The organism is Pseudooceanicola sediminis, from assembly GCF_003575965.1.
Taxonomy (GTDB): domain Bacteria; phylum Pseudomonadota; class Alphaproteobacteria; order Rhodobacterales; family Rhodobacteraceae; genus Pseudooceanicola; species Pseudooceanicola sediminis.
In genome coordinates this window covers 40,338-54,453 of sequence record NZ_QWJJ01000021.1, presented here as the reverse complement: position 1 = coordinate 54,453, position 14,116 = coordinate 40,338, and the positions used below count along the sequence as shown (strand labels likewise).

General features: G+C 64.4%; 7 protein-coding genes. 3 read left to right on the top strand and 4 right to left on the bottom strand.

Annotated features, from left to right (window positions below):
* Positions 1-896: 896 nt before the first annotated feature.
* The 3 genes from DL237_RS18905 (at position 897) to DL237_RS18895 (ending at position 7,471) form a co-directional block, all read left to right on the top strand.
* Entirely contained in the window at positions 897-6,008 is a 5,112-nt protein-coding gene (locus DL237_RS18905; protein WP_119400607.1) for a beta strand repeat-containing protein, read from the top strand.
* Positions 6,009-6,072: 64 nt separating this feature from the next.
* On the top strand, positions 6,073-6,900 hold the full coding sequence (locus DL237_RS18900; protein ID WP_119400606.1) for a hypothetical protein: 828 nt from the start codon (positions 6,073-6,075) through the stop codon (positions 6,898-6,900).
* Between the two features lie 49 nt (positions 6,901-6,949).
* Positions 6,950-7,471, top strand: coding sequence for a hypothetical protein (locus DL237_RS18895; RefSeq protein WP_119400605.1), 522 nt, complete (start codon positions 6,950-6,952; stop codon positions 7,469-7,471).
* A 338-nt stretch (positions 7,472-7,809) separates the two neighbouring features.
* Here the strand turns inward: DL237_RS18895 and DL237_RS18885 are convergent, their stop codons facing one another.
* From DL237_RS18885 to DL237_RS18870, 4 genes are all read right to left on the bottom strand, one after another.
* A complete protein-coding gene (locus DL237_RS18885; protein ID WP_119400604.1) occupies positions 7,810-9,120 on the bottom strand; it encodes an HlyD family type I secretion periplasmic adaptor subunit in 1,311 nt (436 codons plus the stop codon).
* Entirely contained in the window at positions 9,117-11,273 is a 2,157-nt protein-coding gene (locus DL237_RS18880) for a type I secretion system permease/ATPase (protein ID WP_119400603.1), read from the bottom strand. Before DL237_RS18880 ends, DL237_RS18885 begins: the two co-directional genes overlap by 4 nt.
* A gap of 38 nt (positions 11,274-11,311) precedes the next feature.
* Positions 11,312-12,661, bottom strand: a complete 1,350-nt coding sequence (locus DL237_RS18875; RefSeq protein WP_158585690.1) for a TolC family protein — start codon at positions 12,659-12,661, stop codon at positions 11,312-11,314.
* Between the two features lie 79 nt (positions 12,662-12,740).
* A complete protein-coding gene (locus DL237_RS18870) occupies positions 12,741-13,700 on the bottom strand; it encodes a SapC family protein (RefSeq protein WP_119400601.1) in 960 nt (319 codons plus the stop codon).
* Positions 13,701-14,116: the final 416 nt, after the last annotated feature.

Sequence of the window (14,116 nt, the reverse complement as noted above, 5' to 3'; positions counted from 1 at the left end):
GGGCATCACTTAAACCTTGTTCTTAAAATGACCGAAGAGGCCCGGACGGCCAGCGGCTCAGATGCGACCTAGACCGGATGGAAACAAAAATTCAAGCGTGGGGCAGGGGGCGCCTGCAGAAAGCCTGGGATGGCCCTGATCGCACCGGGCGGGCACCGGGATTGCACCGGGATTGCACGGGGGGGGGGCACGCCGGGGGCGGCCCGGAGGTGCTGACCTGCCGTGCCCGCAGGAGGGCGGAGGCGCTGATCGCGGCGGGGTGGGGATGCTGTGCCAAGATGTGCCCGGCAAGCCCTGCGTGCCCCTAGCTGTGCGGTGTCGTCGGCGGAAAGCTGCCTGAACAGCGTTGAAAACCAATTGTTTGCACTGTGTTGCCTATTCGGAAGATCCAATTTGCAACGCGCCGGCCGGATCTGCCATTCGTCCGATCTTTTATTGTCCTTTGGGAAACGTTCAATGAATCATTTGCAATGACTCCCGTGGGATAGATGGGGCGGTTAATGCAGGTGCCGGATACTTAGTACGTATTCGTGTTAATAATTGCTATGTGTTGGGATGATCAATGCCGCATCCCTTTCATGAAATTTGTCTGAATTGGCGGGGTAAAATTCGTGATCCTGTTGACAAAAGGGCATTAAGACTTTGTAAATCGTTGTAATGTTCAGATGTGCAAGACTCGCGTGTTGGAGCTGTCACTTTGTTAATAATCACCCGGTAGGGCAGTAATTACGACACGAAACTCATAGACGCTGGCGTCCACAATTTTCCCTATCATTCTAATCAGTTGAGATCAAATTATGACCCTCCATAAGTCGATCAAATCGCCCTCCTCCGCAGTCGAGGGGTCGAAGCAACCTCAGGTTGAGGGGGTGAGCAGCCGTAAGCTCCAGGCGATTATGCGTCAAATCAACGAACGCAAGGCCAAGACCATCTTCGGCCTGACCGGATTGCTGGTTCTATTGCCGATGATGAGCCACGCTCAAAGCGCATCTTCCGAGGCGGTTGCGCTGGACAGCGTCGAGAATGTCGTCAGCTACGAAGTGCAGGCCGACGGGACCATCCAGGTCACGCTGTCGAACGGCCAGAAGGTCGTCGTCAGCGAATCCGCGGTCAGCCTGTCCGCGGACGGCAGTGTCATGGTGTCGGCCCTTGCCGCCAGCGAACTGACGGCCGCCGGCGAAGTCGCCTATGGCATGGGGGATGTTCCCCCCGAGGCGCTGGCCCTGGCGGCTGGCGGTGTCGGCATTCTTGCGGCGGCGGCCGGCGGTGGCGGTTCGAGCTCCGGCGGCGGTGATGGCGGCGGTGATGGTGGTGGTGACGGCGGCGGTAGCACGACGATCTCCAAGACGCTGCAAATCGTCGACGCTCCGCTGCACAACGCGCTGGTGTTCTATGATATCGACCTCGACGGCAATCCGGATGAATCCGAATACCTCGGGCTGACCGATGCCAACGGTGCGGTCAACGTCACCTATACCCCCCAGCCGGGGGCCAAGTTCATCATCGTTCCGTCCCCTGCAGGCAGTGATGATACCTCGTATGGCTGGAGTGACAGCTTCTCGGCGCAGTTCGACGATGTCGTGACCCGCGACATTGCCACCGGCAACGTGTTCTCGAACATCCTGCAAGCGGAGGATACCGGCACGGAAGGCGGCCAGGTCGTCTCCCCGATCTCGACGCTGAAGGCAGCGGGCATGACCGATGCCCAGATCAAGACGGCCTTCAACATCCCGGCCGAAACCAATCTGACCACCTTCAACTTCTATGAACAGCTCAGCTCCAGCGATCCGGCCGTGCGCGCGACCGCGCAGAAAATGTCGGCCGCTGCCGTCGTGGCGACCAAGGTGATCGACTCCGCTGTTGCCGCGGCCGAGGCGAACACCTCCGGCGGTCTGACCGCGGCCCAGAAACAGGCGATCGCGACCAAGGCGGCACAGGATGTCACCAAGGTCCTGAACACCCTGCCGGCCGGGACGTCGCTGTCCGAGGCGACCGAGGCGGCGTCGGCCGTTGCCGTTGCCGGGGCCCTGAACCCGACCCTCGACACCACCTCCATGGCCAGCTCGATTTCCACGGCGATCACGGGCGGCAGCAGCGCGGCCAGCGCGGTCAGCAACACTGTCAGCGCGCTGCAGACAGGCGGGCAGTTGTCGTCGCAGGCCTCGGCCACGGTCAATGCCGTGTCGCAGGTGATCAAGACCAGCACGACCCAGATCGAAACGCTCTTCAACAACCTGCCGGAAACCGGCCCCTCTTCCGATTTCAACACCCAGCTGGATGCCGCGACCGATGGTATCTCCTCCGGTGTGGCCGAGGGGATCAACAAGGAACTTCTGGGCGTCGTCCTGACAAAGGATACCAACACGGCGGTCGAAAACCAGCCGACCTTTGTCAAGGGCAACCTGCTGGCCAACGATCACTTCAGCGATGGTGAACTGCTGCCGGCGACCACCGGGATCTATTCGATCAACGGCACCAAGATCGCGGCCCTGTCCACCCAGGAAGGGGCGGGCATCTACTACATCAGCTCCTCCGATTGGGCGTCCATCTCGGGCAACCGCACGGTGTCGGACAGCACGATCGAGGATGCGATCAACCTGAACGGTGACCTGCCCGCGGCACGGGGCGGTGGCGCGGCGACCCGTGGGTCGGCCATCACCAACCAGTTTACGGTCGAGGCCGGCGATACGCTGACCTTCGATTATTTCTTCGGGTCCTACGATTACCTGCCCTACAACGACTACAGCTATGTCGCGATCCAGCAGGTCGACAGTTCGGGCAATGCGATTGGTGCAGGGATCGTCCTGCGCGGCACCGGCGCCGATGGCACCTTCGACGTGCAGGATCTGAAAGGGCCGGTCAATTACACGCTGGCGGGCCAGTGGGTGACCAGCTCGCTCCAGGAATTCTCCTATACCTTCCTGGCGGACGGTATCTACAATATCGCCATCGGTGTCACGGATGTGCGCGACAGCATCGTCGACAGCGCCATGGTGGTTTCGGACATCCAGCTGGAAAGCGGTGGCTCAAGCATTGCCGTGCAGCTGGCCGATTTCACCTCCTACGGCAACGCCGCGACGCTGCTCGAGATCCCCAATACGGTGAACGCCCTGGTGGCGACCGGGCAATACGGCACGCTGATCGTGACCAAGGCCGGTGACTACATCTACCAGGTCAGCACCAGCAACGCCGATCCGATCCCCGAAGGGGTCGTGGTCACCGATGACTTTACCTACACGGTCGAACTGGCGGATGGCCGCCGCGCCACCCAGACGCTCAGCATCAAGGTGACGGGCGTTGCCGATCCGGTCGACAGCCAGCCGGTGATCGGTGTGCTGGATTCTCCGGTGAATGCGGCCGGTGCCGCGGCCGCGCCGATCATCGGCCTGACGACCAATGTCGCCGAAGGCACGGTGGTGTCCTTCGTGATCACCAACGCCAGCAATCAAACCGTTGCCAGCGGCACGGCCACGGTCGAGGCGAACGGGTCCTTCTCGGGTACCGTGGACCTGACGGGCGTTCCCGATGGTGCACTGACGGTGACGGTCTCGGTCACGGCGAACGGCTTTACCGAAACCGCCAGCAGCAGCGTCGAACTGGACACCACTGCGGATGTCGGGGATGACATCTCTGTCGAGATCCTGACCGGGACCGATGGCCCCGCCCTCAACTTCACCGACAATTCCGAGGTGGAGCTGGATGTCTCGGGCCTGGACAGCGATGCCACGGCCATTCTGACGCTGACCAGCGGAGAGACATCGACCTCCATCGAATTCGCGCTGAACGGCCAGTACACGCTCGATCTCAGCGCCTTCGCGGCAGGGTCGGTCATCACCGGCAGCCTGGCCGTGACGGATGATGTGGGCAACGAACTGATCGATCCGGCGGCGCTCAGCTTTACCGTGCAGCCGACCCCGACGGTGATCAACACCACCACCAACATGGGCTACACCAGCCTGGCCGAGGCGATTGCCGCAGCCAGTGCCGAGGACGTCCTGCAACTGGCCGCCGGCGAATTCTCCGAAAACATCGTGCTGGACAAGCCGCTGACCATCCTCGGGGCCAATGCCGGTATCGCGGCCTGGACCGATGCGGACAGTCTCGATCCCGATGGCGGGTCTGGGGCACGTGGCCCGGAATCGATCATCACCGGTACCGTCACCATCGCGGCCAGCGATGTCACCATCGACGGTGTCAGCCTCGACAATGACACGGCGCCGCTCAGCTGGGCCGAGGATCTGCTGACGACAACCCCCGGCGCGCTGGACAACTTCACGCTGACCAACTCGATCATGACCGGTTATGAGGCAGACGGGGCCCCGACCTTCAATGCCAACTCCGACGATCCGCGCGGCCTCTACAACGGTCCCGCGGTGGCCTCGGGCTGGGAAATCAGCGGAAACCTCATCGGTGGCGTGCTGAACGGCAACGCCGGTGCGCTCTACCTCAGCGGCCTGGCGGATTCCGAAATCTCGGGCAACATGTTCTGGCGGCCCGCAGCCGGGCACCTCTACCTGTCGTCCCTGACCGACACGGATATCAGCGGCAACTTCTTCTACCACGGCCTGCATGCCGGGGGCGCAGACTTTGACGGCTTCGCCGATTACTACGACGGCTCAGGCTACGGGTATGGCTACGGCTATGGCTATGGCGCGTCCGAAGACTTCTTCGGCCGCAACTTCTGGATCGAGCTGAAGGGGACCAACGACGGCGTCACCATCACCGCCAACGATGGCAAGTACAACAGCGGCGGCATCCAGCTCTTCGGGGAAAACGAGGGGTACTCCTTCGCCAACATCACGATTTCGGGGAACAACTTTGCCGATTTCATCAACGCCGATCCCACCGGTGTGCTGGAGGCCAACGGCAAGTCCGGCTTCATGGGCGCCATCGTCGTGTCGGTCAGCGAAGGCAGCACGGCAGAAGGCATCCTGATCACCGCCAACACGATTTCGGCGGCGGTGGACCAGGTCTATTCGGGCCGTGACCAGAGCAGCCTGATCGTGGTTCAGGGGCTGGTCGATGGGGTCACTGTGACCCAGAACATCCTGACCTGGACGACATCGGACCCCGAGCTTCTGACGATGCTGTCCGACATGGAGCTTCCCGCGTCGACCTTCGATACCAACTTCAAGGGCGTGTTGCTGGCGGGTGGCATCGAGGGGGACGTCGTGCTCAACGGCAACGACTTCAACTTCTTGGCCGAAAGCGGCAGCAACCCGATCGCTTTCTATAGCATCGGCGAACTCGACGGGTTCGACGGTTTCGGGATCTTCGCGGCCAGCGTCGTGGAATCTGCCAACGACTACGCCGACTGGACCAACGGTCTGGGCGCGCTCTTCGACAACATCTCGGCCAGCTACGACATCGATACGGCGATCTTCGAGACGACCAGCCTCTACCTGCAAACCGACAACGCGGTCTATGCCCTGCAACTCGGCGGCGCAGGGGCGACGACGCTGTCGGGGTCGGCCGGGTCGGATGCGATCTATACCGGTGCGGGCGATGACATCGTCGACATCTCTCAGGGGGGCAAGGATATCATCCTGATCAACGCCAACCCTGAGGCCAATGGGGAAGACCTGATCACCGGCTTCACCCTGGGTGATGGGGCGGATGGCGACTTTGTCTCGCTGGTCAACTTCGATCAGGCGTCGCTGCGCGGCACCGGCGAATACATGCAGATGATCAGCACCGGAAGCGAAGAGGTCAACGCCAACAGCGGCCTGCTGATCTTCACGAACGAGATCAGCGCGACCCCGGATCAGGAAGGGGATGCCCTGGCAAGTATGCTCAGCGGTCTTTCCGGGCTGAACGAAGGCGATGAGTTCTATGTGGTGGCCGATTTCTCCAGCACGGACCTGATCTTCGGTCATGTCACTGTCGGGGCAGGGGGCACCAGCTTCGAAAGCGTCGGCCTGGCCGAGTTCAACAACCTGAGCTTCTCCGACCTGGCGGGGATGACGCAGTCCAACTTCGACAACTTCATGGCGCTGCCGGAAGTCTGATCACACCAAAATAAAAAGGGCGGCGGAGCAACCGCCGCCCATTGACCAAGGGACGGCCCACTTGATGAAGATTCTTACGCGTGGCGTAATGCTGGCAGTTTCCGGACTTGCCGCGGTTCCGCTTGGCCTTGCGCCAGTCATGGCACAGGACGCGACCCCGACGTTGTCGTCGGATGAATACCTGGCCTACCTCGTTACCCTTTCGACCCCGCAGGAAAGCAAAGGCAGTGCCAGCACCGTCGGCATTCCCAGCGGCTTTTCCCTGCCGCACGGGGCCGGGTTCATCGCCGGGGCGCTCAGCGATGTCAGACGTGAGGGCGCGGGCACGAATGGCGCAAACGAGGCGGATGGATCCGCCGCCTTCGGCCTGGGGTTCGGCAACGCGGCCGATGCGGTGGGGGTCGAGGTTCTGCTGAGCCTCGAGAGTGTGGATCCTTCGGATTTCGCGGATTCAGGATCGCTCCACCTGAAGTTTTCCCGCCAGTTGTCCTCGATCCTGCCGGGGCAGGTCGCGGCGGTGGCGATCGGCGCCAGCAACCTTGGCGCCTGGGGCGATTCCTCGGCACGGGACGAGAGCTATTATCTCGCGGCCAGCACGACATTTTCGGTCGGGCGCCTGCCGGGGCTGCTGTCGGCGGGCTACAGCACCGCCATAGGCACGGACGACGAGGAAGACGGCGGTTTTGTCGGCGTCGGGCTGGGTGTGACCGACTGGCTGTCGGTCGGCACCTCCTGGTCGGGCAACGAGGCGATCGTCGGGCTGACCACGACGACAAAGATTTTCAAGGCTTACGATGTGCAGCTGGGTCTGAGTTACGGAGATGTCACGCACAACGGGTCGGATGGTCGCTGGACCCTGAGCATGGCGATCATCGATCTGGATCTGTTCTGAGATCCATCCTGGGTGCTTGAGTGGCGTAAATGGGAAAAGAGGTTTCAAGATGCGTAGTTCCATTCTGGCAACATTGATCACCGTGGCTGCGGCCACGACGGCGCAGGCCGGTCAGGTCTCGGTGATTTCCCCCCCGGCGATCGTCGTGGTGATCCCCCCGACCACACCCGTCGTCGTGCCCCCCAGCACGCCGGTCGTGGTTCCCCCGACCACACCTGTCGTCGTGACGCCCAGCACGCCGGTCGTGGTTCCGCCAACGACCCCTGTCACGGTCAGCCCGGTCACGCCCGTGACCCCGGGGGGCACGGTGACAGCCTCTGTCAATGGGGGGTCGACCTCCCTGGGGACGGGGGCCAGCAGGACGGGCGGCGGGGCATCGTCGCGGGCCGTCGCGGTGTCTCTTCCCAGCCTTCAGGGCTTCAATGTCGGGGCGCTGTCGCTGCCGCAGATGCAGACGGCCGTCGCGCTGATCCAGGGTGTCCTGGCCTCGCCACCCGCCGGTCTGACCCCGGCGCAGGCGGCAACATTGCGCAACCAGATGGCCCAGATGCAGGCCATGCTCGGCCAGTAAGGCCGGTGTCCCGCGCGGCCTGATCCGCCCCCGAGGCCCAATCTCGCCTCTCCAGTCAGGATCCCGCGCGGCTGACCTGCCTGAACTTGGCCGATCCAAACTTCGCCGATCCGAACTTGGCCGATCCGAACCTGGCCGATCCGAACCTGGCCGATCCGAACCTGGCCGATCCGAACCTGGCCGATCCGAACCTGGCCGATCCGAACCTGGCCGATCCGAACCTGACCTGCCTGAACCTGACCTGCCTGAACCTGGCCGATCCGAACAGAAAAACCGGCAGGGCCTGCGTCCTGCCGGTTTTTCATGTCTGCCTTCGCCCCCCGGCAGGGCCGGCGGAGCTATTCGCGGAACGCCTGGTCCTTCACCTTGATCACCGGGCGGGTGATGTAATCCAGCACCTTCTTGCGCCCGGCCAGGATATCGACCTGGGCGACCATGCCGGGCAGGATCTGCACCGGCGTGCCAGCGCCGTCCAGCATGGTGGTGCTGGTGCGGATCTCGGCCACGAAGACCTCTTCCTCGCTGCGTTCCGACCGCTGGATGGTATCGGCCCCGATGCGCACGATCTCACCCTCCAGGCTGCCATAGCGGGCGTAGTCATAGGCGGTGATCTTCACCTTGACCGCCTGCCCGGGGTACAGAAAGGCGATGTCGTCGGGGGTGATATAGGCCTCGATCAGCAGGCTGTCGTCCAGCGGCACGATCTCGATCAGCGGCTCGCCGGCGCGCGCCATGCTGCCCAGGGTGGTGCGGTGGATGCGGTTGACGATGCCGCGCATCGGCGCGCGGATCTGGGCCCGCTGGGCCCGCTGTTGCAACGCCGGCAGCGACGGTTTCAGCGCCGCCAGTTCCGCGGTCGACGTCGCCAGGTCCGTCAGCGCCCCGGATTCATAGGTCCGCCGCTGCGAGGCGATCTGGTCGTCGATTTCCTCCAGCGCGGATTGGTACATCTTCAACGAGGCCTCGGCCCGCACCTTGCGCCCGTTCCAGTCGGCTTCGTCGCGGCGCAGGGTCAGCAGGGTGGTCTGCGGTTCGATCCCGCGCTCGACCAGCGGTGCGATCAGGGCGCGTTCCTCCTCCAGCAGGCCCAGGGTGGAATTCGCCGTCTCCAGGTCGACCAGCCCGGACTGGTATTCCTGCTGGCGTTGCTGGCGTTGCGTTTCCAGGATGGTGATCTTGCCCGCCAGGTCGTCGCGGCGCCCCTTGTAGAGCGCGGTTTCGCTGTGCACGACGTCCGGCGCCCGCACGACCAGGTCGCTGTCGAAATCCAGCATCTCGCCGCTGATCTCGGCCTCCAGCCGCTGAATCCGGGCCATCAACCCGTAGGCGCGCTGTTGTTCCTGGTCCAGCTGCGATGTCAGCTGCACCCCGTCCAGTTCCATCAGCAGGGTGCCGGCCTCGACGATGTCGCCCTCCTGGACCAGAAGATCCTGCAGGACGCCGTTCTCCGAGGCCTCGATCACCTGCACGTCGCCCGAGGGCACGATGCGCCCGTCGGCGCGGGTCACATCGTCGATCTCGGTGGTGGCGGCCCAGGCCACGGCCACCACGATGAACCCCAGGATGGTGGCCAGCAGCAGGCTGTTGCGGATCGGAGAGCTGCTCTTCATCGACCGGGCGAGGCGTTGGAAATCCTTGTGCTGGCTCATGCTTTCACCCCCACGGCAGGCGGTGTCGCGGTGCTGCTGGCGCGTTGCAGCAACGATTTCGGCCCGTCCGCCTGCACCTTGCCCTCGGACAGCACGATGACGCGGTCGACCAGGTCCAGCAGGCTGGGGCGGTGTGTGATGATCACCATGGTGGCATTCTTCATGTGGGTGCCCAGGTTGCGGATCACCTCGTTTTCATTCTGCACGTCCATGGCGCTGGTGGGTTCGTCCAGCAGCAGGATGGCGGGCGAGGCGACGATGGAACGGGCCAGGCAGATCGCCTGTTTCTGGCCCCCCGACAGGCCTTCGCCCTTTTCACCAAGCGGCATGTCGTAGCCCGCCGGATGGCGTGCGGCAAAGGCCTCGACCCCGGTGATGCGCGCGGCGCGCAGGATCGCGGCGTCATCGGGGCGCAGATCGCCGATGGCGATATTGTCGCGCAGCGAGCCCGAGATCAGCCAGGGGTCCTGCAGGGCGGCGCCGATATTGCGGCGCAGATCGCCGGGATCGATCTGGCGGATGTCCACGCCATCGACGCGCACCGATCCCGATGACGGCTGGTACAGCCCCAGCAGCATCCGCGCCACCGTGCTCTTGCCCGATCCGATCGGGCCCAGGATCGCCACCTTTTCGCCCGGCTTGATGGTGAACGATATGCCCTTCAGCGTCTCGACCAGCTGGTTGGGATAGGTGAAGCGCACATCCTCGAAGGTGATTTCGCCCTCCATCTCGGGGCGGGAAATCCACTTGCGGTCATGGGGGCGTTCGCTCTCGGAATTCATCAGCGCGTTCAGGCTGCGGTACGAGGTGCGGGCCTGGTTCATCCGGGTCAGGGTCTGGGCCAGCTGCGCCAGCGGCCCCAGGCAGCGCCCGGTCAGGATGACCGAGGCGATCAGCGCCCCCATGCTGGTCACACCTTCGGAAATCAGGAACACCCCGTAGAAGATGATCAGCACCTGTGCCGCCTGCTGGGTCAGCCCGGTGATGTTCAGGGCAAACTGGGTGATGGCGCGGCTTTGCGCGCCATGGGTGGATTGCTTGGAAATCGCCTCCTCCCAGCGGGCCCGCATGAATCGCGACGCGCCCGAGGCCTTGATCGTCTCCAGCCCCGACAGGGTTTCCACCAGCACGCTCTGCTTGGACTGGCCATCCGTATGGCTCTGCTTGGCCAGCCGCCACAGGAACGGCTGCACCAGCAGTCCCACCACCAGCACGATCGGCACCGCGATGGCCGGGATCAGCGCCAGCGGCCCGCCGATCATGTGGATGACGAAGATGAACAGCACGACAAAGGGCAGATCGACCAGCGCCACCAGGCTGGCCGAGGTAAAGAAATCCCGCAGGCTTTCGAATTCGCGCAAGGTGTTGGCCATCGCCCCGGTCGATCCCGATCGCGCGGCCAGCCGCAGGTTCAGCAGCTGGTCGAAGATCCGCCGCCCCATCAGCAGGTCGGCGCGCGCCCCGGCGCTGTCGATGAAACTGGCCCGCAGCGTCTTGATGCCGAAATCGAACAGCAGCGCGATGCCGATCCCCACCGACAGCGCGATCAGGGATTCCGTCGCCTCGTTCGGCAGGATGCGGTCATAGACCACCATGGAAAAGATCGAGGTCGACAGCCCCAGCACGCTGGTCAGCATCGCCGCCAGGATCACCTGCATGTAAGACCATTTGCTGGCCGCCAGCGCCGACCAGAACCAATGGCCTTCGGTGGTGCTCTGGCGGGTCAGGTCCTCGCGGTAGTTCGGGCGCATCAGGATGGCATGGCCGGTATAGGCCTTGGCCAGCTTCTCGGGCGCCATCTCGCTCAGCCCGTCCCCGACGACGGGGTCATAGAGGATGCAGCGGGTCTTTTCGACCCTGTGCAGCACCACGGCACGATCGCCCGCCAGCAACAGCACGGCCGGGGTCAGGCTGTCGTCGAAATCGCTCAGCTTGCGCGCGCCGAAGGCGGCCTGCAACCCGGCGCGTTCGGCCACCTGCAGCGCGTCGCGCAGCGTCAGAAAGCCCTGCGGGTCGGAAATTTCGGCGAACAGGGCAGCATGGGTGATCGGGCGGTCCAGCTTGGTGGTGACATGCAACATGCAGGCCTCCAGCGGCGACAACTTGCGCGCGCTGCGGGGGCGTTCGGTCTGGATGTCGTGGATATCACTCATCTGGGGTCACTCATTTCCGGCCGCGCGGGGCGGGCCACTTAACTGGGAGGGGTCATGTTGGAAAAATCGGCCTGGAAGATCTCGACGATATCACCGGTCAGGGCCAGGGCATCATAGCCGGTATAGATCTGCGTGCGTTCCGATGTGATGAGGGTGTTCTGCGCCTGCACGTAGTCGCGCTGCGCCTCCAGCACGTCCAGCAGGTTGCGCCGCCCGATCGAGAATTCGTCCCGTGCGGCGGCGACGTTGGCCCGGTTCGCCTCGACCGCGGCGCGCGACGAACGCAGGCGCTGCACCCCGGCGGCCGCTTCGGATTTCACGTAGTCCATCGAGCGGCGGATATCGCGTTCCAGGGCGGCCTTCTGCGCCTCCAGCCGGGTGACTTCGGCGCGGGCGCGGTGAATGGCGCTGCTGCTCTGGCCGCGGGTGTCGAAGGCATATTCGACATTCAGCCCGAAGGTGATGTCCTTGCCGCCGTTGTCGGCACGCTGCGCGGTGCCGTCCAGTTCGACCTGGGGGCGGCGGCTGACCTCGGCCAGGCGCAATTGCGACCGGCTGGCGGCCAGCTGGGCATTCAGCGCGCTGATGCGCGGGCTGGTGGCGACGGCGGCGGCGGTATCGGCGGGCAGGGCCGGGGCCACGGGCGGGGTTTCCAGGGCGCCGGGGCTGGTTCCGAACATCTGGACAAAGCGCGCCTCGGTGCGTTCCAGCTGGGATTGCGCGTCGATCACCAGGGTTTCGGCATCGGCCAGACGCGACCGCACGGTCAGCACGTCCGATTGCGATCCGGCGCCGGCGCTGCGGCGTTCCTCGATCAGATCGGCCATGTCCTGGTGGGCGTCCAGGTTGTCCTGCGTCAGGGCCAGGATCTTGCGCGCCGAGATCACGTTCAGGTAGGCGTCGACCGCGTCCAGCGCCGTATTGGCCGCCGTCACCAGCCGCGCGTTGGTGCTTTGCTGCACGTTCGCCGTCGCCGCGGCCTTGCGGCTGGCCGAGGCCCCGCCATCATAGATCAGCTGGCTGACCTGCAGATAGGGCGTGGCCTGGTTGTTGGTGCGGTCACGGTCGCCGATGACCCGCGATTGCGCGCTGGCCCCGATCGACACCGCGGGCCGCAGTGCGCCCCGGCTGGATTCCAGGTCTGCCTGCGCGATCGAGATATTGGCCCCTGCGGCCTCGACATCGGGGTGGCTGCGTACGGCCTGCGCCACCATGCGGCCGAATTGCGTGCCTGCCACCGCGGTCGACAGGCGGGCGGTCGGCGCACGCAGCGTGGTTGCCGTGGCCGGTTGGGCCGTCGGGGATGGCGTGCCGGTCATGGCTTGCCCCGTCAGGCTCTGGCCCGTCATGCCCTGGCCCGCAGGGGTATCGGCGGGGCTATTGCGCATCTGGCACCCGGCCAGGGCTGGAAGGGCGATAAGAATGAATGCTGGCCACAGGCGCGTGGAAATCATGTCGGCGGCGTCCCTATGTCTTGAAAAAAATCTCGTCTTTGTCGGTCTCGTAGGCGCGCGCCATGGCATCCAGGAACGGGGTCAGGGCAGGGGGGTGGCCCGAAATCTGCGCCGAACCCTGTGCTGCCTCCTGCGCTGCGGTCTGGCCCATTCCGTCCTGCGCCGTATCGCCCTGCGCCGTATTGCCCTGTGCCCTGCTGCCGGGCTGGGGCACGCCGGCCCTCTGCTTCATCTGCGCGATCTTCTGCAACGACAGGATCTGCGCCAGGGCCAGCGCCACGGCCTCGCTGCGAAACAGCTCCTCCAGCCGCGGCCCCGACAGCCTGGACAGCGCGGCGCGGTCCGCGGTGTAGTACCCGGGGCCGGGCAGATCCTGCATCCGGGCCGGTTTCAGCACCCCGGCCTGCCACAGCGCCCGGCTGGCCGCCAGCGTGCTGCGCAGAGAGGCCTGGTAATGGCCGAAAAAGCTCTGGATGGCGTGGAACGCCTCCGTGGGGGTGCCGGTCAGATCGAACAGGCGCCCGTGTCCCGTGCCCCTGGGGCCCGGTGTCGGGGACAGGCAGGCGCTTTGCGGGTCCAGGTGCAGGGTCTCCGGCATGCTGTCTGGCGTGCTATCGGGGCGCAGGTCGCAGGCAAAGGGGTGGATGCGCAGCGCGCCGGGCACGTAGAACGCCTGCCAGGCGCCGCTGTCCGAAACCACCCGCGCGGTCGGATCGGCCAGGTGCAGCAGGGCAACCGGGCGCAACCCCGCCTGCGGGCCGCGCGCGCTGTCGATCTGTTCGAACAGGATGGGCAGGGTGCCCGCCACCGGGTTCAGCTCGGCCAGCACGATCGGCACGCTGACATAGCCGCGGGCGAACCCGTATGAGTTGAAGGGCTGCCAGGACCATGTGCCATGGCGCTGCGCCGAAACCGGCTCGAACCGCTCAAAGAAATCCTCTGCGAAAGAGCGTGTTTGATCTGCGCTGTTCATGATCAGAACTGGTTGCCCATTGGGAGATCGGAACTCTTACAATTTATTGCGGTTTTCGCAGCCGATGCGCCAGTCCGGCGTCAGAAGGGATATGGGCATCAAAGGTTTTATGCTGTCCGGCCGGTTGTGGTGACAAGCCTCGAATATCCGATCCCCCCCGATTTGGATATCCTTAAGGCGGCCTTTCATCAATACGCCGGGCCGGGATCGGCAAATTGTGCGTCTTATTCGCAATAGGGATGGATCCTGCCCGAAACTGTATCGCGGTCTTGTCGGGACTTTCGTCCCCTGCGCGGCGCGCGCCCCGATCCCTGGCCGCATTGCAGGGCGATGGCTGATGCGCCGCAAGGGTGTGCGGGTCATCGGGCAGGCGATCTCGGCCTGTTGCAAAGGGAATCCTGATGTCACACGGCGCC

Coding starts and splice junctions, on each gene's coding strand:
- DL237_RS18905 (WP_119400607.1), top strand. CDS start 897: ATGCGTCAAATCAACGAACGCAAGGCCAAGACCATCTTCGGCCTGACC.
- DL237_RS18900 (WP_119400606.1), top strand. CDS start 6,073: ATGAAGATTCTTACGCGTGGCGTAATGCTGGCAGTTTCCGGACTTGCC.
- DL237_RS18895 (WP_119400605.1), top strand. CDS start 6,950: ATGCGTAGTTCCATTCTGGCAACATTGATCACCGTGGCTGCGGCCACG.
- DL237_RS18885 (WP_119400604.1), bottom strand. CDS start 9,120: ATGAGCCAGCACAAGGATTTCCAACGCCTCGCCCGGTCGATGAAGAGC.
- DL237_RS18880 (WP_119400603.1), bottom strand. CDS start 11,273: ATGAGTGATATCCACGACATCCAGACCGAACGCCCCCGCAGCGCGCGC.
- DL237_RS18875 (WP_158585690.1), bottom strand. CDS start 12,661: ATGCGCAATAGCCCCGCCGATACCCCTGCGGGCCAGGGCATGACGGGC.
- DL237_RS18870 (WP_119400601.1), bottom strand. CDS start 13,700: ATGAACAGCGCAGATCAAACACGCTCTTTCGCAGAGGATTTCTTTGAG.